Source organism: Bradyrhizobium sp. C-145, assembly GCF_023375135.1.
In the GTDB taxonomy this organism is placed as follows: domain Bacteria; phylum Pseudomonadota; class Alphaproteobacteria; order Rhizobiales; family Xanthobacteraceae; genus Bradyrhizobium; species Bradyrhizobium zhanjiangense.
The window spans coordinates 7,613,165-7,634,377 of sequence record NZ_CP088150.1; the positions used below are offsets into that span (position 1 = coordinate 7,613,165).

The 21,213-nt window shown below is 64.3% G+C and carries 21 protein-coding genes; 13 read left to right on the top strand and 8 right to left on the bottom strand.

Annotation, left to right across the window (positions count from 1 at the left end; all coding sequences use genetic code 11):
- Positions 1–98: 98 nt before the first annotated feature.
- Positions 99–1,271: an MFS transporter gene (locus LRP30_RS35770; protein WP_128945762.1), complete on the bottom strand. Its 1,173-nt coding sequence runs from the start codon at positions 1,269–1,271 to the stop codon at positions 99–101.
- 59 nt (positions 1,272–1,330) lie between these two features.
- On the opposite strand from LRP30_RS35770, the gene LRP30_RS35775 reads away from it, so the two are divergent.
- Together LRP30_RS35775 and LRP30_RS35780 are read left to right on the top strand one after the other, a co-directional pair.
- The gene (locus LRP30_RS35775) at positions 1,331–2,128 is read left to right on the top strand and encodes a helix-turn-helix transcriptional regulator (protein ID WP_249757856.1); all 798 of its coding nucleotides are present in this window, start codon (positions 1,331–1,333) and stop codon (positions 2,126–2,128) included.
- A 283-nt stretch (positions 2,129–2,411) separates the two neighbouring features.
- Positions 2,412–3,764: a malonyl-CoA decarboxylase gene (locus LRP30_RS35780; RefSeq protein ID WP_249757857.1), complete on the top strand. Its 1,353-nt coding sequence runs from the start codon at positions 2,412–2,414 to the stop codon at positions 3,762–3,764.
- A 158-nt stretch (positions 3,765–3,922) separates the two neighbouring features.
- Here LRP30_RS35780 and tarD read toward each other — a convergent pair whose 3' ends face one another.
- The 5 genes from tarD to LRP30_RS35805 form a co-directional block, all read right to left on the bottom strand.
- On the bottom strand, positions 3,923–5,092 hold the full coding sequence (gene tarD, locus LRP30_RS35785) for a D(-)-tartrate dehydratase (protein WP_249757858.1): 1,170 nt from the start codon (positions 5,090–5,092) through the stop codon (positions 3,923–3,925).
- A 136-nt stretch (positions 5,093–5,228) separates the two neighbouring features.
- The gene (locus LRP30_RS35790) at positions 5,229–5,471 is read right to left on the bottom strand and encodes a DUF3297 family protein (protein WP_035730878.1); all 243 of its coding nucleotides are present in this window, start codon (positions 5,469–5,471) and stop codon (positions 5,229–5,231) included.
- 11 nt (positions 5,472–5,482) lie between these two features.
- Positions 5,483–5,959 (bottom strand): glutathione peroxidase, encoded by a 477-nt coding sequence (locus LRP30_RS35795; protein WP_130212603.1) that lies wholly within the window; start codon positions 5,957–5,959, stop codon positions 5,483–5,485.
- A 2-nt stretch (positions 5,960–5,961) separates the two neighbouring features.
- Positions 5,962–7,362: an amidase family protein gene (locus LRP30_RS35800; protein WP_249757859.1), complete on the bottom strand. Its 1,401-nt coding sequence runs from the start codon at positions 7,360–7,362 to the stop codon at positions 5,962–5,964.
- A 232-nt stretch (positions 7,363–7,594) separates the two neighbouring features.
- Positions 7,595–7,852: a hypothetical protein gene (locus LRP30_RS35805; protein WP_124162551.1), complete on the bottom strand. Its 258-nt coding sequence runs from the start codon at positions 7,850–7,852 to the stop codon at positions 7,595–7,597.
- A gap of 262 nt (positions 7,853–8,114) precedes the next feature.
- Here LRP30_RS35805 and pqqA point away from each other — a divergent pair, with 262 nt between their 5' ends.
- The 10 genes from pqqA to LRP30_RS35855 all read left to right on the top strand — a co-directional run bounded on the left by pqqA (position 8,115) and on the right by LRP30_RS35855 (position 18,260).
- Positions 8,115–8,195 (top strand): pyrroloquinoline quinone precursor peptide PqqA, encoded by an 81-nt coding sequence (gene pqqA, locus LRP30_RS35810; RefSeq protein WP_007595659.1) that lies wholly within the window; start codon positions 8,115–8,117, stop codon positions 8,193–8,195.
- Positions 8,196–8,324: 129 nt separating this feature from the next.
- Positions 8,325–9,254, top strand: a complete 930-nt coding sequence (gene pqqB, locus LRP30_RS35815; RefSeq protein WP_249757860.1) for a pyrroloquinoline quinone biosynthesis protein PqqB — start codon at positions 8,325–8,327, stop codon at positions 9,252–9,254.
- Positions 9,251–10,030: a pyrroloquinoline-quinone synthase PqqC gene (gene pqqC, locus LRP30_RS35820; protein WP_249757861.1), complete on the top strand. Its 780-nt coding sequence runs from the start codon at positions 9,251–9,253 to the stop codon at positions 10,028–10,030. Before pqqB ends, pqqC begins: the two co-directional genes overlap by 4 nt.
- Before the next feature lie 12 nt (positions 10,031–10,042).
- Positions 10,043–10,354 carry a pyrroloquinoline quinone biosynthesis peptide chaperone PqqD gene (pqqD, locus tag LRP30_RS35825; RefSeq protein WP_128945754.1) on the top strand — a complete coding sequence of 104 codons (312 nt, stop codon included), beginning with the start codon at positions 10,043–10,045 and terminating at the stop codon, positions 10,352–10,354.
- Entirely contained in the window at positions 10,351–11,550 is a 1,200-nt protein-coding gene (pqqE, locus tag LRP30_RS35830) for a pyrroloquinoline quinone biosynthesis protein PqqE (RefSeq protein ID WP_249757862.1), read from the top strand. The genes pqqD and pqqE overlap by 4 nt, the downstream gene beginning before the upstream one ends.
- A complete protein-coding gene (gene pip, locus LRP30_RS35835; protein WP_249757863.1) occupies positions 11,540–12,526 on the top strand; it encodes a prolyl aminopeptidase in 987 nt (328 codons plus the stop codon). The genes pqqE and pip overlap by 11 nt, the downstream gene beginning before the upstream one ends.
- A 13-nt stretch (positions 12,527–12,539) precedes the next feature.
- The gene (locus LRP30_RS35840) at positions 12,540–13,217 is read left to right on the top strand and encodes a DUF4286 family protein (protein ID WP_249757864.1); all 678 of its coding nucleotides are present in this window, start codon (positions 12,540–12,542) and stop codon (positions 13,215–13,217) included.
- Positions 13,218–13,457: 240 nt separating this feature from the next.
- Positions 13,458–15,257: an FAD-dependent oxidoreductase gene (locus LRP30_RS35845; RefSeq protein WP_249757865.1), complete on the top strand. Its 1,800-nt coding sequence runs from the start codon at positions 13,458–13,460 to the stop codon at positions 15,255–15,257.
- Positions 15,227–17,074 (top strand): 2-oxoacid:acceptor oxidoreductase subunit alpha, encoded by a 1,848-nt coding sequence (locus LRP30_RS35850; protein WP_249757866.1) that lies wholly within the window; start codon positions 15,227–15,229, stop codon positions 17,072–17,074. Before LRP30_RS35845 ends, LRP30_RS35850 begins: the two co-directional genes overlap by 31 nt.
- 130 nt (positions 17,075–17,204) lie before the next feature.
- Positions 17,205–18,260, top strand: a complete 1,056-nt coding sequence (locus tag LRP30_RS35855) for a 2-oxoacid:ferredoxin oxidoreductase subunit beta (protein WP_128936150.1) — start codon at positions 17,205–17,207, stop codon at positions 18,258–18,260.
- On the opposite strand, the gene LRP30_RS35860 is transcribed toward LRP30_RS35855, so the two are convergent.
- Positions 18,261–18,710 carry a DUF4399 domain-containing protein gene (locus tag LRP30_RS35860; protein WP_128936151.1) on the bottom strand — a complete coding sequence of 150 codons (450 nt, stop codon included), beginning with the start codon at positions 18,708–18,710 and terminating at the stop codon, positions 18,261–18,263.
- A 17-nt stretch (positions 18,711–18,727) separates the two neighbouring features.
- The gene (locus LRP30_RS35865; RefSeq protein WP_249757867.1) at positions 18,728–20,254 is read right to left on the bottom strand and encodes an SUMF1/EgtB/PvdO family nonheme iron enzyme; all 1,527 of its coding nucleotides are present in this window, start codon (positions 20,252–20,254) and stop codon (positions 18,728–18,730) included.
- Between the two features lie 323 nt (positions 20,255–20,577).
- On the opposite strand from LRP30_RS35865, the gene LRP30_RS35870 reads away from it, so the two are divergent.
- On the top strand, positions 20,578–21,198 hold the full coding sequence (locus LRP30_RS35870) for a hypothetical protein (protein WP_249757868.1): 621 nt from the start codon (positions 20,578–20,580) through the stop codon (positions 21,196–21,198).
- Positions 21,199–21,213: the final 15 nt, after the last annotated feature.

Consider the following 21,213-nt stretch of genomic DNA (forward strand, 5'->3'; position numbering starts at 1 on the left):
GACGAAGCAATCCAGAGTCCCTCCACGGAAAGATTCTGGATTGCTTCGCTGCGCTCGCAATGACGTGTAGCGTGAGCAGTGCACCTCACGATGGCGCTTCACGCCGCCTGAGGCGCCCGGATCTCGCGCGGCAGGATCAGTGCGGCGGCGATCGCGAGCAGGCAGAGGGCGGCGAAGGCGTGCAGCATGGTGACGAAGCCGCCCTGCTCGTAGAGCCAGGCGACCAGGCCGACCGAGGCACCGGCCGCGGTAAAGCCGACGAAATAGCGCACGGCATAGGCGCGCGAGCGCCATTCTTCCGTGGTGTACTTGCCGACCATGGCGTCGTTCACCGTGACCTGCCCGAACGCGCCCATGACTATGCCGATCGAAACCACGATCAGCGGCAGATTGGACAGGCTTGCGGCCAGATACAGGAACGGCGCCAGCATGAAGGACAGCGGCAGCGCCACCGTCTTCAGCGAATAGCGGTCGAGCAGCCGGCCGATCGTGTACTGCGTCATCGCGCCGAACACGTAGACACCGGCCGCGATGACGCCGAGCAGCGCCGGGCTCTTGGTCAGGTCCGCGAGCCGCTCGGCGAACAGTTTCGGCAGCGCCACGGTGACGGCGTTGAAGGTGGTGGAGATCGCGATCACGACGATCAGGAGCGACAACACCACGCGCCACATGTCCTGCTTGGCGACGCGCGCCTGCGCCGCCGCCTGCTTGGAGCCCTTGCGGTCCTCGTGCACGACCGTCAGCGCAAACGCGATGCCGATCAGGATGGTGACGATGCCGGGAACGATGAAAGCAAACCGCCAGCCGAGATATTGGCCGATCACGCCGGTGACCAGCGCCGAGGAGGCAACACCGAGATTGCCCCAGACGCCGTTGAGCCCCATCTCGCGGCCGAGCTTGTCGGCATAGGACACGATCATCGCGGTGCCGACGGGATGATAGATCGAGGCAAACATGCCGATCGCGAGCAGCGCCGCGCCGAGCTGCGCCGGGGTCTGCACGAAGCCGACCGCGATCATGGAGGCGCCGATGCCGACGAAGAAGATCAGCATCATGTGGCGGCGGCTCCAGCGGTCCCCGAGCCAGCCGGTGAGCAGCGAGCCCGCGCCGAAGGCGACGAAGCCCGGCGTCGCGTAAGGCAAGAGTTCCGAATAGGCCATGCCGAGCGCCGGCCCCATGATGATGACGGCGGCGGCAAAGATCAGCATCGAATAATGGTCGATGAAATGGCCGGCATTGACGAAACTGATGACCCGGCTGGGGCTGTTCATACGAATCCTCTCCTGCTCCGAAATGAGTTATATGTCCCGGACATGACGGGATGCTGCCAATGACTGTCGTCGAAACGCCAATCCTCCGGGAGGTCCGGGGCAACCACCGCTCGACCGCGGGCGTGCACCTGGTCGCGCGCGACTATCCCAAGGGCTTGCGGATCGACCCGCACTTGCACCGCGAGGCGCAGCTGATCTATGCCGCCAAGGGCACCATGCAGGTGACGACGCCCGGAGGGCGCTGGCTGGTGCCGCCGGACCGCGCGGTCTGGGTGCCCGCCGGGCTCGAGCACGCTATCGACCTGCTCGCCGACATCGAGATGCGCACGCTGTATTTCGATCTGCCCTGGCTGAAGCGCGAGCAGCAATATGAGGGACTGACCAAGGAGTTCGTGGTCCGGGTGTCGCCGCTGCTGCACCAGGCGATCCTGGCGCTGTTCGATGCGGGCAATACCGAGGCGCGGACCGAGCTGCTGGTTCGTCTCGTGATGCTGGAATTGCACCAGGCCGAGGATTCCACGACCTTCGTGCCGCTGCCGCGCGAAGTGCGCTGCCGCCGCGCCGCGATGATCGTGCTCGACGATCCTACCGGCCTGCACGACATCGACACGCTGGCGCGCGCGGTCGGAACCTCCGCGCGCACGCTGTCGCGGCTGTTCTCCACGGAAACGCAGCTGAGCTTCAAGAGCTGGTGCCAGCGCGCAAGGATTGCGGCGGCGATCCAGCGGCTATCGACGGATGCGAACGTGTCGGTGAAGCAGCTTGCGACGCAGCTGGGCTATGCCAGTGTGCCGGCGTTCTCGGCAGCGTTCCGGCAGGTGACGGGGCGGACGCCGACGGAATTTGCGGGGAAGTAGGCTGCTATTCCAAATTCGGCGTCATTGCCCGCGAAGGCGGGCAATCCAGTATCCAGAGACGGCGCGGCTTGAACCGAGAAGCCACTGCGTACTGGATGCCCCGGTCAAGCCGGGGCATGACAGCGCGTTGCGTGGCGTCACACAACCCTCGCGGGGCATGACAGCATTCTCGAAACGCACAGCCCAACTAAAGATGCCGCATTCCCCTGCTTGATTGTCATCGGCTTCCGCCTAAATCCCATGTAAGCTTCCGCATCGCACAAACCGGAATCGAAAAGTCCAGATGGCCAACGCCTTCTTCTCCGACCTGCTCGCCACCATCTCCGAGCGCGGCCGCACGCTGCTTCGCCGCGGCGACGGCTCGGATACCAAACCAGACGCCGCCGGGCTGATGGCGCTTTGCGACGCGCTGCTCTCGGGCCGGGGCGAAGCCTCGGGCACGGCGATGGCGCGCGAGGTGCTCGATCTCTACCAGGAGCTGGATGCGGCCGGACGCCGCGCTTTCTTCGAGGCGCTGGTGCGCGATTTCGGCCCCGATCGGGAGCGGCTGTCCAAGGCGATCGAGAAATGGCGCGCCCAGCCCACCGACGAGGACGCGAGCTCGCTGCATTTCGCTTCCGAGCCGCGCCGGCAGGAGCTGATCCGCCGCCTCAACCGCGCGCCGGGCGGCACCGGCGACCTCGTCAGCATGCGGGCCGATTTGCTCGGCATGATGAACGGGCACACCGATCTCGCTGCGCTCGATCGCGACGTCTCGCATCTTCTCTCTTCGTGGTTCAACAGGGGGTTTCTCGTGCTGCGCAGGATCGACTGGTCGACCCCGGCCAACATCCTCGAAAAGATCATCCGTTACGAAGCCGTGCATGAGATCTCCGACTGGGACGATCTGCGCCGCCGCATCGATCCGGTCGACCGCCGCTGCTACGCCTTCTTCCACCCTGCGATGGTCGACGAGCCCCTGATCTTCGTCGAGGTGGCGCTGACCGAGACCATCCCCGGTGCGATTGCGCCGCTGCTCGCGGTGGACCGCCAACATCTGCCGATCGAGCGCGCGCGCACTGCCGTGTTCTATTCGATCTCCAACACCCAGCGTGGCCTTGGCGGCATCTCGTTCGGCAGCTTCCTGATCAAGCAGGTGGTCGAGGAGCTGCGCCGCGAGCTGCCGAAGCTCGACACCTTCGTGACGCTCTCGCCGGTTCCGGGCTTCATGCAATGGGTGAAGCAGGACAAGGACCTGCCGCTGTCGGACGAGGACTGCGAGACGCTGAAGCGTCTCGACGATCCCAAATGGTTCGAGCATCCCGAGACGACAGCGCTGCTGCGCAGCTTGCTGGAGCCGCTCGCGGCGTACTATTTCCTGAAGGCACGTACGCCGAAGGGCAAGCTGATCGACTCCGTCGCCCGCTTCCATCTCGGCAACGGCGCCCGGCTCGAGCGCATCAACTGGCTAGGGGACCTCTCACCGAAGGGCATGCGCGAGTCCGCCGGTGTCATGGTCAACTACCTCTACCGCCTCGACGACATCGAGAAGAACCACGAAGCCTACGCCAACGACGGCGAGGTCGTGGCATCCAGCGCGGTGAAGAAGCTGCTGAAGGGCGAAGGACGGCGGCTCTTGGATATGCGGTTGTCGTAAGGGGCCTTGCTCGCGCCACCGTCATTGCGAGGAGCTCGCGACAAAATTGCGCAGCAATTTTGCGCTGATGCGACGAAGCAATCCAGACTGCCTCCGCAGAAAGCCTCTGGATTGCTTCGCTGCGCTCGCAATGACGGAGTTTGTGGCGACCAGGCGGGCTACTCCACCAGCGCCTTCATTTCCTTGTAGAGATCCAACTTGCCCTCGAAGCCGATGCCTGCCAGCTCCGGCATGGTGATGTGGCCGTTCTCGACGCGAACGCCGTCCGGGAAGCCGCCATAGGGCTGGAACAGGTCGGGGTAGCTCTCATTGCCGCCTAGGCCCAAGCCGGCTGCGATGTTGAGCGACATCTGGTGGCCGCCATGCGGGATGCAGCGGCTGGGGGACCAGCCATAGGTCTTCAGCACCTCCAGCGTGCGCTGGTATTCGCACAGGCCGTAGGACAGTGCGCAGTCGAATTGCAGCCAGTCGCGATCGGGGCGCATGCCGCCGTAGCGGATCAGGTTGCGGGCGTCCTGGTGGCTGAACAGGTTTTCGCCGGTTGCCATCGGGCCCGGATAGAACTCGGCGAGCGCGGCTTGCAGTGCGTAGTCGAGGGGATCGCCGACCTCCTCGTACCAGAACAAGGGATAATCGCGCAGCATTTTTGCGTAGGCGATGCCGGTCTCGAGGTTGAAGCGGCCGTTGGCGTCGACGGCGAGGTGCGCATCCTTGCCGATCTCCTTCAGCACCGCCTCGATGCGGGTGCGGTCCTCGTCGATCGGGGCGCCGCCGATCTTCATCTTCACGACGTTGTAGCCGCGGTCGAGATAACCGCGCATCTCGCCGCGCAGCATCGAGAGGTCTTTGCCGGGATAGTAATAGCCGCCGGCGGCATAGACGAACACGCGCGGATTGGCGGTCACGCCGTGCCGCTCGGCAAGCAGGCGAAACAGCGGCTTGCCCGCGATCTTCGCCACCGCGTCCCACACCGCCATATCGATGGTGCCAACCGCGACCGAGCGCTCGCCATGGCCGCCCGGCTTCTCATTGGTCATCATCGCGGCCCAGACCTTGTCGGGGTCGAGATTGTCGCCGGCGGCATCGAGCAGCGAGTTCGGATCAGCTTCGAGAATGCGCGCGGCAAAGCGCTCGCGGATCAGACCGCCCTGCCCGTAACGGCCGTTGGAGTTGAAGCCGTAGCCGACGACACGCTTGCCGTCGCGCACCACGTCGGTGACGACGGCGACCAGGCTCGTCGTCATCTTGGTGAAGTCGATATAGGCGTTGCGGATCGGCGAGGAGATCGGTTTGGTAATTTCGCGGACGTCGACGATGCGGACGGACATGGGGTTGGCCTTTCACTTTCGTCATTGCGAGCGAAGCGAAGCAATCCAGGCTGCTACCCGCGGAAAGACTCTGGATTGCTTCGTCGCAAGGGCTCCTCGCAATGACGAGGAGAGAGCGGTGCGCGCTCAGTTCGAACTACTTCTTATCCCTGAAATACGGCTCGACCGGACCGTGCACCTTGATGGTCAGCGGGTTGCCGTAGCGATCCTTGGCGTTGCCGGCGGTGACGCGGACCCAGCCTTCGCTGATGCAGTATTCCTCGACATTGGTCTTCTCGATGCCCTTGAAGCGGATGCCGACGTCGCGCGCCAGGATGTCCGCGTTGTAATAGGGGCTGTTCGGATCGACCGACAGGCGGTCCGGAAATTCGTCGCTCATGATTGTTTCGCTCACAGCAGTGTTTCGATTTGATTGCGCAATCCTTCGGGCCGCGCGGTCGGCGCGTAGCGCGCGACCACCTTGCCGGCACGGTCCACCAGGAATTTGGTGAAATTCCATTTGATGGAGGCGCCCAAGAGCCCGGATTGCTGCCGTTTCAGGTACTCATACAGAGGGTGTGCGTTGGCGCCGTTGACGTCGATCTTCTCGAACAGCGGGAAGGTGACGTCATAATTGGTCGAACAGAACGCCTGGATCTCGTCCGCCTGTCCCGGCTCCTGCGCGCCGAACTGGTTGCAGGGAAAGCCGAGCACCGAGAAGCCGCGCGGCGACAGATCGCGATAGAGATCCTCCAACCCGCGATATTGCGGCGTGAAGCCGCATTTGCTCGCGGTGTTGACGATCAGCAGCACCTGTCCCTCGAAACGGCGCATCGGCACTTCCTCGCCGGCGAGCGAGTTGGCCTTGAAGTCGTAGATGGCGGTCATCGCTAGCCCACGGGATCGATCGGCGACGGCGGCACGCCGCCGGCCTCGATCGCTTCACCCGCGAGCAAGCACAGATCCTCGCGGTAGCGGCCGGAGACGATGTGCACGCCGACCGGCGCCTTGCCGACGAGACCGGTGGAGACCACGAGCCCCGGCAAGCCCATGAAGGGAATCGCAATCTGCGGCAGCTGCGCTTCCCAGACGCGCTTGAAGGACTCGTCATCCTTGAGGTCGAGATGATCGGGGAACGGCAGCTCGCCGGAGACCGGCGTCAGCAGCACGGCATATTTTTCGAAGAACAGCATCCATTCGCGGGTTAGCGTCGCGCGGCGGGTCAGCGCCTTCGCGTAATTCGCCTGGTCCATCGGCGTGACCTTGCTGCGGTTGCCGCGCAGGCAGGCCAGCGCGCCGGGATCGCCCTCGCGCTCGGCCGCCTCCAGCTGCGCCTCGTAGCCATCGCCGAGCCACAGCTTGATCTGCCACTCGACCGCCTCGCGCGTCGGCGGCGTATCCTCGATGATGTCGACGGTCCAGCCCGCGCGCTCCAGCCGCTCGCCGGCATCGCTCACCGCCGCCTTCACCTCCGGCGTGGTGGCAAGGCCGCCCGGATTGAGACAGAGCGCGGCGCGCTTCGGCCGTGCGGGGCCTTCCAGTGGCACCGGCACGAACCAGGGATCGCGGATGTCGCGGGCCGACATCGCGGCGAGCGAGATGCGCAAGTCGTTGACGGTGCGCGCCAGCGGGCCAGAGACCGCCATGATCTGCGGCCCGATCGGGCGCTCCGGCAGCGCGGGATTGAAAGCGGGAATACGGCCGAGCGTCGGGCGCAGGCCGTGCACGCCGCAGGCATAGGCGGGATAGCGGATCGAGCCGGCGATGTCGGTGCCGTGGGCGATGTGGCCGATGCCGGCCGCGACCGCCGAGCCGGCGCCGCCGGAGGAGCCGCCGGGGGTCAGCGAAGCATCGCGGGGGTTCTTGGTGTCGCCATGGATCAGATTGGTGGTGAACCAGCGGTAGGAGAAGGCCGGACAATTGGTGCGGCCAAGCAGGATGGCGCCGGCTTTGCGGAAATTGGCGACCACCGGGTTGTCCTCGCGCGCGATCGCGTCGCGCTGGAGTTTCAGGCCGTTGGTGGTGGCAAAGCCTTCCTGGTCGACATTCGCCTTGATGGTGACGGGCACGCCGGCGAGCACGCCGGGGTCCTCGCCCCGCGCGATGGCGGCGTCGACGGCGTCAGCCTGTTTGAGCACGTCGTCCGGCCGGTGGTCGATCACCGCGTTGAGCGCGGGATTGACGGCGTCCAGACGGGCGAGACCGGCCTTGGCGGCCTCCCTGGCGGATACCTTTTTGGACTTGACGAGGGTGGCGAGGTCGGCGGCCGACAGGCGCCAGAGATCTTGCATGGCTTGCTCCGTATGACCGGCGTCTTTTAGCGCCGGGACCGCGGCAAAGCCATGCGGATTTCGCAGGGGCGAAGGGCGGGTTTGGTGCCGGAGTGGTGCCTCATTCTCCGTCATTGCGAGGAGCCCTTGCGACGAAGCAATCCAGACTGCCTCCGCCGAGGGATTCTGGATTGCTTCGCTACGCTCGCAATGACGTGGAGGGAGCCGCGCGCCCCTTACCCGTCCGCGGGCCTCAATGCCTTGTCGCGGACTGGTCCGGCATGTCCAGCAGCGCCTCGGTGAAGGGAAACTCCAGCACGATCTCCCCGTCATCGTCGGTCACCTCGATGACGGCCTCGAGCAGGGCCGGCTGGGCGCCCTCCGACTTCACCACCTCCAGGATCATCTGGCGGGCGACCTCCCACGCGCGATCGGGGTTGCGCAGATCCTCGCCGTCAGGATCCACGATCAGTTCGTCGCCGATACGGGTGTTGAAGAAATATCTGGGCATGCCTGATCCAATGGGGTCGCCTGCGGCCGATTGGAAGCCGTTCTATACTCACAACTGCTTTATCCCGACAGGGATCACGACCTATCGGCGTTTTTTTGCGTCCGTCAGTAGCTGATCTTACGGCCGCAATATGCTCTCTTTGCAGCGCAACAATTCCGCCGGCCTACTACCTTGGTCGGGAAAATTTCACTGGCGAACTTCTCCGCCCGCATTAACTTGAGTGCGGGCGGATACGTCCGGTTTCGCGAAAATGGAGAGCCAAATGGCCTGGAAAGCCCCGAAGATCGTCGAAGTGCCCTGCGGCATGGAAATCAACATGTATGTGAGCGCCACCCGCAAGTAAGCGGCGGGCGATTTCGCGTTCTGCGCCGGTGGATCTTTCAGTCACGACACGTTGCCGAAAGAAAGAATCTGTGTCGGCATTTGCGTCGGCCTGAGATCCACCGGGTATGTTCCCTCCAGGAGACGGATCATGCTTCGCGTCGTCGTCCTGGGCGCCGCAGCCGGCGGCGGAGTGCCGCAATGGAATTGCGGCTGCGAGGGCTGCCGAGCGGCCCGTGCCAGCGGCCATGACCTCTTGCGAACCCAGGCGTCGGTCGCCTTCAGCGGCGACGGCGAGCACTGGTTCCTGATCAACGCCTCCCCCGACCTTCGCCAGCAATTGAACGCCACGCCGCAGCTGCACCCGAAGGCCGGCGCGCTGCGCCATACGCCGATTGCCGGCGTGATCCTGACCAACGGCGAAGTCGACGCGGTCGCAGGCCTGCTGTCGATGCGCGAGGGCTCGCCCTTCACGGTTTACGCGCATGAGAAGGTGCTGGCGATCCTGAAGAGCAACAGCATCTTCAACGTGCTGAACGAGAAGAACGTACGGCGCCAGCCGACCGACATCGGCGAGCCGTTCGAGCCGCGACTGCCGGACGGCGCGCGTTCAGGGATCGAGGTGCTGCCGTTCGCGGTGCCGGGCAAGTCGGCCTGGTATCTGGAAGGCAAGGCCCATCCTGGCGGAGAGACCGGCGACGGCGATACGCTGGGCCTGAAGATCACCGACAAGACCAGCGGCAAGTGCTTCTATTTCATCGCGGCCTGCGCCGAGGTCACCGATGCGCTCAAGGCCGAGATCGACGGCGCGGCGCTGGTGTTCTTCGACGGCACGGTCTGGCGCGACGACGAGATGATCAGGGCCGGGCTCGGCCACAAGACCGGCAAGAGCATGGGCCATGTCGCGATGTCCGGCGCCGACGGCGCGATCGCGCGGCTGGCTGACCTCACTATCGACAGGAAGATTTTTCTGCATATCAATAACTCGAATCCGGCGCTGCTGCCCGCTTCACCCGAGCGGAAAGCCACTGAAGAGGCGGGCTGGCAGATACCCGCGGATGGAACGGAGATTGTGCTGTGAATGCCGCGTCACTGACAGGAATGACCGCGCTCTCGATCGGCAAGGACATCAAGCTCACTAGCGCCGAGGAGCTCGAGGCGACGCTGCGCCATATCGGGGCGACGCGCTATCACAGCCTGCATCCGTTCCATAAGCTGCTGCATGGCGGCAAGCTGAACAAGGGTCAGGTGCAGGCCTGGGCGCTGAACCGCTACTATTACCAGAGCACGATCCCGATCAAGGACGCGGTCGTCATCTCGCGCTTTCGCGACCGCGCCACGCGTCTGGAATGGCGCCACCGCATCGAGGACCATGACGGCGATGTCGGCAGCGAGGGCGGCATCGAGCGCTGGCTCAAGCTGACCGAAGGCCTGGGCCTCGACACGGCTTACGTGGAATCGACCGAAGGCATCCTGCCGGCGACGCGCTTCGCGGTCGAGGCCTATGTCCATTACTGCCGCGAGAAGAGCCCGCTGGAGGCGATCGCCTCCTCGCTGACCGAATTGTTCGCGCCGAACCTGCACGAAGAGCGCATCTCCGGCATGCTGGCGCATTACGACTTCGTCAACCCCGACATCATGAGCTACTTCAAGCGACGCCTGACCCAGGCGCCGCGCGATGCCAATTTTGCGCTCGACTATGTCAAGGCGCATGCCACGACGCCGGAGCAGCGCGCGCAGGTGTGCAGCGCGCTGATCTTCAAGACCAACGTGCTGTGGGTGCAACTGGATGCGCTCTATCACGCCTATGTCGAGGGTCACATTCCGCCGGGCGCCTTCGTGCCCAAAGCGGGCTAAAAAGGAGCAGCAATGGCCGGGCCGCGGAACATCAGCGTCAGCGAGGCAAGCCGCCCCGTGCTGCCGCGGCATGCCAAGCTGAAATACGACGAGACGCGACAAGTCTGGGTGATCCTGGCGCCAGAACGGGTGCTGGCCCCGGACGAGATCGCGGTCGAGGTCTTGCAGCTCTGCGACGGTCAGCGCAATGTCGGCGACGTCGCCGATCAGCTGGCCGCGAAATATGCCGCGCCGCGCGAGGCGATCCTCGCCGATGTCATCGTCATGCTGCAGGATCTCGCCGACAAGGGCTTTCTCACGGAGGCCCGGGAGAAGACGTCATGAGCGATGTGCTCGGCAATCCCACCATCCCGCCAGATGTCAGCGACAGCCTCGCGGTGCTGGAGAAGCAGCGCTCGACGGCCGAGACCTTCGGCATTCCGCTCGCCGTGCTGCTCGAAATCACCCACCGCTGCCCGCTGCAATGCCCCTATTGCTCCAACCCGGTCGAGCTCGACCGCTCGAGCAAGGAGCTCACGACAGAGGAATGGAAGAAGGTGCTGAGCGAGCTCGCCGAGATCGGCGTGCTCCAGGTGCATTTCTCCGGCGGCGAGCCGACGGCGCGGAAGGACCTGGTCGAGCTGGTCAAGCATGCCAGCGACGTCGGCCTCTATACCAACCTGATCACATCGGCCGTGCTGCTGACGCGCGACAAGCTCAGCGATCTTGCGGATGCCGGGCTCTGCCACGTCCAGATCAGCTTCCAGGGCGTCGAAGAAGGCCTCGCCGATCGCGTCGCCGGTTACAAAAACGGTCACCGCAAGAAGCTCGAAGTCGCCAGATGGACGCGCGAGCTCGATCTGCCGCTCACCGTGAACGCGGTGATGCATCGGCAGAACCTGCACCAGCTCCCCGACATCATCCAGATGGCGGTCGATCTCGATGCCGATCGGCTCGAGGTCGCCAATGTGCAATATTACGGCTGGGCGCTGAAGAATCGCGCCGCGCTGATGCCGACGGTGGCGCAGCTCGACGAATGCACCCGCCTCGTCGAGGAGGCGCGCGAACGCCTGAAGGGCACACTCGCGATCGACTACGTCGTTCCCGACTATTACGCGCTGCGGCCGAAGAAATGCATGGGCGGCTGGGGCCGGCAGTTCTTCAACATCTCGCCCGCCGGCAAGGTGCTGCCCTGCCACGCCGCCGAGAGCATCACCGGGCTCGAGTTCGAATCCGTGCGCTCCAATCACTCGATCGCCTGGATCTGGCAGAACTCCGACGCCTTCAACCGCTACCGCGGCACCGGCTGGATGAAGGAGCCGTGCAAGTCTTGCGAATTCCGCGAGATCGATTTCGGCGGCTGCCGCTGCCAGGCCTTCGCGCTGACGGGCGATGCCGCCAACACCGATCCGGCCTGCGCGCTGTCGCCGCTGCACGAGACCATCTTCAAGCAGGCCGAGCGCGAGGCCGAGGGCGAGACCAACCGCTTCCTCTATCGCAACTTCGCCGGCGGCACTCTGGAATCCGAGAATGGGACCTGACGCCGACGCGGCCAGCTCGATCAGGCGGGCCGATCCGTTTGCGCCGCTGACCTCCGACATGCTCGATGTCGGCGACGGCTTTGAGCTCTATGTCGAGAGCATCGGCCGCGCCGACGGCATCCCCGCGATCTATCTGCATGGCGGGCCTGGCAGCGGCTGCCAGCCCGACCATCGCCGCCTGTTCGATCCTGATCGCTTCTGTGCCGTGTTGTTCGACCAGCGCGGCTGCGGCCGCAGCCGTCCGAAGGGATCGCGCGACCACAACACCACGGCGCACCTCATCGCGGACATGGAGAAGATCCGCGACAAGTTTGGCTTCCAGCGCTGGATGGTGGTCGGTGGCTCCTGGGGCGCGACGCTGGCGCTGGCTTATGCAGAGGCGCATCCCGAGCGCGTCTCCGGCATCGCGCTGCGCGCGACGTTTCTCGGCACGCGGGCGGAGGTCGAGACGGCGTTCACCTCGCGCCTGTCACAATTCTATCCCGCGCTGTACGAGGATTTTCTCAGCGTGCTGCCGCTAGAGGAGCGGACGCGGCCGGTGGAGGCCTATTGGCGCCGCATCCTCGATGGCGACCCGGCCGTGCACGGCCCCGCCGCGCGGGCCTGGCACGACACCGAGCGCACCTTGTCCGAGCACAAGCCCGCCAAGACGCGGCTGGACCTGGCCTCGCTGAACGTCTGGCGCACGCTGCCTGCGACACCGTTCATGGAGGCGCACTATTTCGTCAACGACAGCTTCATGACCGAGAGCCAGCTGTTGCGCAATGCAGGGTGGCTCGCCGGCATCCCCGGCATCATCGTCCAGGGCCGCTACGATCTGTTGTGCCCGCCCGAGACGTCGCAGGCACTCGCGAAGGTTTGGCCGAATTCCGAGCTTCGCGTCGTGGAAGAAGCCGGACATTCGCTCTATGATGCCGGCGTGCGGGACGCGGTCATGAAGTCGATCGCGGACCTCGCGTCGAAGACCGCGCGATAACAGGATAAGAAGAATGCCGCTCGCCGGGAAAGGCATGCTGCTGACGTCGATGAACATCGACGCGGCCGATGAGGCCGATTTCAACCGCTGGTGCGATCGCGAGCATCTGGAAGAGCGCGTCGCGATCGACGGATTCCTGGAGGCGCGGCGCTATGTCGCGCATGCCGCCAATCCCAAATATCTCTGCCTGTATTCGACCGCCACGCTCGACGTGCTCGATAGTCCCGCCTACCGCGCGCGGCTCGCGAGCCCGACCGACTGGTCGCGGCAATGCATGGCGCGTTTCAAGGACATGCTCCGCGTCGTCGCGCGCGTCACCATCAGCAACGGCACCGGACGTGGCGCCGCGCTCGGCGTGGTGCGGTTGCGGCCGACACCCGACCAAGCAGCGCGATGGCGCGATGCATTGCAAGACAAGCTGGCGCCGGACCAGCGCGACGGTATCATCTCCATGCACCTGCTGGAGAGCGAGCCCGAATTGTCGGGTGCAACGGCGGACATTCCGGCGGTACGCAATGAAGGCGCGCACGACTGGTTCGTGCTGATCGACGGCACGCATGTCGGCGCGGTCTCGGCCGTGATCGCCGAACGCTTCACCGGCCCCGCCGCCGCGCCCTTGCCGCTTCCCATCTCCGTCGGCACCTATTGCCTGATGTGGGATTTGGCCAAGAGCGACATCCCGCGCGGCTAGCGCGCGCACACACGCACCGCAATATGCTGCATCGCACGCACATCGTGCGCGGCGTTAATGCTGTGCGCGCGTAGCTCCCATGAAAGGCGGTGATCGCGCAAATTTGCCGTTGTACTTCGGAGCCGTTCTAATAAGCTAACCCAATGACGTCATTCAGAAACCAGATCGAAGCGCATTAAGCGCTCGCCAAGCTCAAGAAAAGGCCGCGGGGTCTTTGGGGCCTGCGCGGACAGGGTAGGAATGAAACCGACCGATATTGCGGCCCCCGACTACTTTCACAAAGTGGTCGATTGCCAGTGGGCCTGTCCTGCGCACACCCCGGTTCCCGAATATATCCGACTGATCGCCCAAGGCCGCTACAGCGACGCCTACATGATCAATTGGAAATCGAACGTGTTTCCCGGAATTCTGGGACGCACTTGCGATCGTCCATGCGAGCCGGCGTGCCGGCGCGGGCGCGTCGAGGACAATCCGGTCGCGATCTGCCGCCTCAAGCGTGTCGCCGCCGACTTCAAGGACGACATCAAGCAGCGCCTGCCGCGCCCAGCCGCGAAGAACGGCAAGCGCGTTGCGCTGGTCGGCGGCGGCCCGGCTTCGCTGACGGTGGCGCGCGACCTCGCGCCGCTCGGCTATCACTGCACCGTGTTCGACGGCGATCCCGAAGCCGGCGGCATGATGCGCTCGCAGATCCCGAAATTCCGCCTGCCCAATTCGGTCATCGACGAGGAGACCGGCTACATCCTGGGTCTCGGCGTCGACTTCAAGGGCGGCCATCGCATCGACAGCATGAAGGCGCTGCTCGCGGAGAAATACGACGCGATCTTCGTCGGCTCCGGCGCGCCGCGCGGCCGCGAGCTCGACATTCCCGGCCGCAAGGAAGCCGCTGCCAACATCCATATCGGCATCGAATGGCTGGCCTCGGTGTCGTTCGGCCATACCGACAGAATAGGCAAGCGCGTGATCGTGCTCGGCGGCGGCAACACCGCGATGGATTGCTGCCGCACCGCGCGCCGCCTCGGCGGCGAAGACGTCAAGGTCGTCGTCCGCTCCGGCTTCGAGGAGATGAAGGCCTCGCCCTGGGAGAAGGAAGACGCGCTCCACGAGGACATCCCGATCCTCAACTACATGGTCCCGGTGGCTTTCAAGCATGTCGCCGGCAAGCTGATCGGCGTCACCTTCCAGAAGGTGAAAGCCGAATACGACGCCAAGGGCCGGCGCAACCTGGTGCCATCGGGCGAACCGGACGAGACGATCACCTGCGACGACGTGCTGGTCGCGGTCGGCCAGGAAAACGCCTTCCCCTGGATCGAACAGGATTGCGGCATCGAGTTCGACAAATGGCACATGCCCAAGGTCGATCCCAAGACCTTCGCGTCGACCAATCCAAAGGTGTTCTTCGGGGGCGATGCCGCATTCGGGCCGAAGAACATCATCTGGGCGGTCGCGCACGGCCATGACGCTGCGCTGTCGATCCACAAGATGCTCTCGGGCGAGGACATCACCGAGCGCCCGCTGCCGGAGGTGCAAATCTCCTCGCAGAAGATGGGCATCCACGAATGGAGCTATGACAACGACATCTCCAACGACAAGCGCTTCAAGGTGCCGCATCGCGACAAGGTCATCGCGCTGAAGGACATCCGCGCCGAGGTCGAGCTCGGCTACGACGTCAAGCTCGCACTGGGTGAAGCCGAGCGCTGCCTGAACTGCGACGTCCAGACCGTGTTCTCGACCTCGCTCTGCATCGAGTGCGATGCTTGCGCCGACATCTGCCCGATGGATTGCATCACCTTCACTGACAACGGCGAGGAGAACGACCTGCGCCAGCGGCTGAAGGCGCCCGCGCCGCATCCGGACCAGGATCTCTACGTCTCCTCGGATCTCAAGACCGGGCGCGTGATGGTGAAGGACGAGGACGTCTGCCTGCATTGCGGGCTGTGCGCGGAGCGTTGTCCCACCGGCGCCTGGGACATGCAGAAATATTTCATCGATATGACCCACGCAGGTTCGACATGTCCGACAAAAAGCCGATCAGCAGCGTAAACGACTTCGTCGTCCGCTTCGCCAACGTCAACGGCTCGGGCTCGGCCAGCGCCAACGAGATGTTCGCGCGCGCGATCCTGCGCCATGGCGTCCCCGTGAGCCCGCGCAACATCTTCCCCTCCAACATCCAGGGCCTGCCGACTTGGTACGAGGTGCGGGTGACGGAGGCCGGTCATCTCGGCGCCCGCGGCGGCGTCGACATGATGGTGGCGATGAACCCGCAGACCTGGGACAAGGACGTCGCCGGCATCGAGCCCGGCGGTTACCTGTTCTACGATTCCACCAAGCCGATGCCGTCGACCAAATTCCGCGACGACATCACCGTGATTGGCGTGCCGCTCACCGCGATCACCAACTCGACCTATACTGATCCGCGCCAGCGCCAGCTGTTCAAGAACATCATCTATCTGGGTAGCCTCAGTGCGCTGCTCGACATGGATCCGAAGCTGATCGAGCAACTGATCGGCGAGCAGTACAAGGGCAAAGAGAAGCTGCTCTCCTCCAACGTCCACGCGCTGCATCTCGGCCGTGACTGGGCGCTGCAGAATTTGAAATGCCCGATCGGGCTCAGGGTGAAGAAGTCCGACAAGGTCGGCGACCGCATCTTCATCGAGGGCAATAGCGCCGCCGCGCTCGGCGCGGTCTATGGCGGTGCCACCGTGTGCGCCTGGTATCCGATCACGCCGTCCTCGTCGGTGGCGGAGGCCTTCACCGCCCACTGCAAGAAGTACCGGCACGATCCCGAGACCGGCAAGGCGAAATACGCCATCGTGCAGGGCGAGGACGAGCTCGCTTCGATTGGCATCGTCATCGGTGCCTCCTGGAACGGCGCCCGCGCCTTCACCGCGACCTCGGGCCCCGGCATCTCCTTGATGACCGAGTTCATCGGCCTCTCCTATTTCGCCGAGATCCCGGCCGTGATCATGAACATCCAGCGCGCCGGCCCCTCGACGGGCATGCCGACGCGCACCCAGCAATGCGACATCATCGCCTGCGCCTATGCCTCGCACGGCGACACCAAGCATGTGCTGCTGTTCCCGGAAGATCCCGCCGAGGCGTTCGAATTCGCCGCTGCCGCGTTCGATCTCGCCGAGCGGCTGCAAACCACCATCTTCCTGATGCTCGACCTCGACATCGGCATGAACCACCGGCTCTGCCGTCCGCTGAAGTGGGACGATGCCCGGCAGTATGACCGCGGCAAGATCATGACGGCGGAGATGCTGGAGGAAGGCCGCGACTTCGGCCGCTATCTCGACGTCGACGGCGACGGCATCCCCTACCGCACCTATCCGGGCACGCATCCGACCAAGGGCTCATACTTCACCCGCGGCACCTCGCGCGACCGCTATGCGCGCTACTCCGAGGAAGGCACGGTCTATGCCGACAATATGCAGCGCCTGGTGCGCAAGTTCGAGACCGCGCAGGATCTGGTGCCGCGCCCGCTGCAGGCCAATGCGGAACGGCCGACCAAATATGGCGTGATCTATTTCGGCTCGACCTCACCGGCGATGGACGAAGCGGTCGGCCTGTTGGAAGCGCGCGGGCACCAGCTCGACCGTCTGCGCATCCGCGCCTTCCCGTTCCACTCTAGCGTGGCGAGCTTCCTCGCCGAGCACGACTTCGTCTATGTGGTCGAGCAGAACCGCGACAGCCAACTCCGCCAGCTCATCGTCAACGAGAATGGCATCGATCCCGTCCGCCTCGTGCCGATCGTGCATTACGACGGCACCCCGATCACCGCCCGTTTCATCGCAAAAGCCATTGGCGACCATCAGGATCACCTCAAGGTGACCCCGCTCCGCAAGGCCGTGTCATGAACAACACCTTGCGCTCTCCTCCGTCATGCCCGGGCTTGACCCGGGCATCCACGCCTTTCTTTCTCCTGGCCAAGACGTGGATGGCCGGGACAAGCCCGGCCATGACGCCGCGGAAATTTCAGGTGCTCGCATGACCTATATTGCCAAGCCGAAATTCCACCATCCGGGCCTGAAGAAGAACGAGCTCGGCTATACCCGCCGCGATTACGAAGGCAAGATCTCGACGCTGTGCGCCGGCTGCGGCCACGATTCGATCACGGCCTCGATCATCGAGGCCTGCTATGAGCTCTCGATCGAGCCGCATCGGGTGGCAAAAATCTCCGGCATCGGCTGCTCGTCGAAGACGCCGGACTATTTCCTCGGCAACTCACACGGCTTCAACTCGGTGCATGGCCGCATGCCCAGCGTGCTGACAGGCGCCAACCTCGCCAACCGCGATTTGATCTATCTCGGCGTCTCCGGCGACGGCGATTCCGCCTCGATCGGCTTCGGCCAGTTCGCCCATTCGATCCGGCGCGCCGTCAACATGACCTATATCGTCGAGAACAATGGCGTCTACGGCCTGACCAAGGGTCAGTTCTCGGCCACCGCTGACCGCGGCTCGAAGAGCAAGAAGGGCGTCACCAACACCGACAACGCCATCGACCTCGTCGCGATCGCGCTGCAACTCGGTGCCACCTTCGTCGCGCGCAGCTTCTCCGGCGACAAGACCCAGCTCGTGCCGCTGATTGCGGCGGCGATCCGCCACAAGGGCGCGTCGTTCATCGACGTCATCAGCCCCTGCATCGCCTTCAACAATCACGCCGGCTCGACCAAGAGCTTCGACTATGTCCGCGAGCACAATGACGCGGTGAACCGGCTCGACGTGCTGGTCGGCCGCGATCCGATCGCGGTGGACTATGCGCCGGGCACGGTGCAGGTGGTGGAGCAGCACGACGGCAGCAAGGTCGCGCTGCGCAAGATCGACGCCGACTACGATCCGCATGACCGTTTGGGCGCGATGACCTTCCTGCAAAAGCACGCCGCCAAGGGGCAGATCGTCACCGGCCTGCTCTATGTCGACCCCGACGCGGAAGACCTGCACGAGCATCTCAACACGGTCGAGACGCCGCTCAACACGCTGGAGGCGGATGCGCTCTGCCCGGGCTCGGCGGTGCTGGACAAGATCAACGCCAGCCTGCGGTGATCATTTACTCCGCGCTGAAGCAGTCGGCCTGACGCGGATCGTGATCTTCTCCGACACGACCGGCGGAACGAACGGATAGTGCTTGGCGTCACCGAGCACCAGCTGCAGCGTGTGGGTGCCCGGCAGAAGGTCCAACATGGTTTCGGTTTGCCCTGCGCCGAAATGCAGGTGCGACTTGTCTTGCGGGATCGGCTCCTTGGGATCGATGGGATCATTGACGTCGACCAGCAGATGGTGATGACCGGCGTTCTGGTAGTCATCACCGGCATGCGTCACACCCATGTTGCGTAAGCCGAACCGGACCCAGACTCCACCGCGAACTTTCTGCCCGTCATGCGGCGTGATGAAATAGAGCTTGGCGTCCTTGTGCGCGCTCTTGCCCTGCGAGTAGGCCGCGCCCGGGAGCAATGCGATCGCGGCCGCCAGGGCGGCGCAGGAAATGATCTTCATCAAATCTACTCCAGCACTTATGGACTGAGCGCGACACGGAATCCATGCGTGGGGTAACGGACATTGGTGTCGTAACCATCGCGGTTTGACGGCCGGACATATCTTGAATCGTTCTTCCAGGAGCCCGACCGCAGGACATGAGAGCTGCAGTCCGCGCTGCTCCACGCCGAGCCGTCGCTCGGCGCGCCCTGATAGGTCCTGTGCCAGCAGTCCTCGACCCACTGATCGATGCCGCCGCCCATGTCGTAGAGTCCGAATGGATTGGGCCTGAAGCTGCCGACCTTGGCCGGCTGCTCGGCCGCAAGATCACCGCAATCCTTGCATCCGGCCATGCCCGGCTGAAGCTTGTCGCCCCACCAATATTTGGTCTGCGTTCCGCCGCGCGCCGCATATTCCCATTCGGCCTCGCTCGGAAGCCGGTAGGGCTTCTTCGTCGCCTGCGCGAGCCAGGCGGCATATTGCTGCGCGTCGGTCCAGCTCACATTGCCGACGGGGGAATCGTCCTTGCCGGTGGCGGTGAATCCGCACGCCTTGGCGGCGGCGCACTCGTTCCATTCCTGCACAGTCACCGGATATTTTGCGATCGAGAAAGGCTTGATCGTGACCTGGTGGACAGGCCGCTCGGTCGGATCGTCATTGCTTCCCATCGCGAAGCTGCCGCCGCGAATGCCGATCATCTCGGGTTCGCGAGGTGGCGTCGCCGATGGGCTGGGCGACGGTGACGGCGACGGAGGGGCAGAAGCCAATGACGGAGAGGGTTGCGGCGTCTGCGTCGCCGCCTCGCGCGGCGATGGCTGCGGGATCGGTGACGCGGCCGGGGAAGCGGTTGGCGTAGCGGCCTGCTCGCCCATCCTGCCGGGCTGCGTCAGCACGTACCAAAGCACGTAGCCGGCAATCACCAGCAATGCCGTGATCAGAAGAAATAGCAGGACGCTCTCGCGCCTGCTTCGCGTCCTGCCGACCGCATCGGCATCCGGCAGCACGCGATAGATGCGCACCGGATCGGTGATATTCTTGACCTTGCGATCCCCGAGCGACTCATAGCCGCACACCACCTTGTGCTTGATCTGCTCGTAGATCGCGCCCGAGATATAGACCTGGCCGGGCTCGGCAATGCCCTCAATGCGGGTGGCGATGTTGACGCCGTCGCCGTAGACGTCGTCCGGCTCTACGATCACGTCGCCGAGATTGACGCCAATCCGGTATTCGAGGCGCGAATGCTTCGGAAGCGAGGCGTTGCGGCCGATGAGGTTCTGCTGGATGACGATACTGCAGCGAACGGCCTCAACAGGGCTATCGAAAATGGCGATGAAGCCATCGCCCGTCGTCTTCACCAGACTTCCATGGTGTTCGATGATGGTGGGCTGGATGATATCGCGCTCGATGCGCTTGACGCGGACATGCGTCCCCTCCTCGTCGGCCTGCATGATGCGGCTGTAGGAAGCGATGTCACCGACGATGATCGCCGCAAGACGGCGAGGCATGGGCCCGTGTGGAGGCGGCTCATCCTGATTGCCGGATCTGAAGTTGCGAATTTCGCCCATGCGGGGGACTCCACAAGCTTACAAGGCAGTCCCAGCTTACGACCGCCAAAGGCGGTCGTCTGTGAAAGCTATCACATTGACGAACCAAGACAATGTCGCGGCAATCGCCGGCATCGGGTTCCGAAGCATCAAGGCGCTGCACCGCTTGAACCTTCTTGATCCCATCAATGACTAAGGCCCGGCGCGAACCCACTGGCCCAAATCGGCGCCGCGATGGTCGCACGAAGCGACTTCTGAAGCTTGAACGCGATGCACCTCGCCTGCGTCTAACGGACAGGAGTTCTGTCCTGCTGCGGCAAGGTTGTCACGCGCCCGAGGTCGTCATGAAGCTTTCCATCTTTGCTGCCCTCACTTTGGCTGCGCTAACCAGCGTCGCCCACGCCGATGAGGACAAGGTCCGCGAGACCACAAAGGCCGAAGCCGACGCCTTCAATGCGCGGCTCTATGCGGGAGCGCCTGCGGACAAGGCCTATGCCTGCTTCGTCCGCCGGTACGATGCCGAGCATCTGGCGCGGCATCCCAAGCAGAAAGTCGCTTCCATGAAGCTGCTGATCTCGGCGGAAGCCGACAAGGAGGACAAGCAGCTGCACAATTCCTTCCGCCTCGGTTTTCGCTATCGCCATCGCTCGGGCGATTTCGACTCCAGCGGCTCGTGCGGCAGTCATGCGGTGCTTCTCAGTCAGGGGGACGAGGTCCGCATGGGCTGCGGCGTCGACTGCGAGGGCGGCGGGATCGAGGTGGCGCTCGCCAAGGACAACAAGTCCGCGATCATCCGGCTCGAGCAGGTCAGGGTCTGGCAGAACAACAAGCCGGATGACGAGGCGGAGCAATCGCTGGTCGCCGGCGCCGACGACAAGATCTTCCGCCTCGACCGCACCGACACCGGCGAGTGCGCTTCGCTCGTGACCGACCGTAAGGAACTCGCCGCGCTGCGCCACAAATGATTTGTGTCCGGCAAA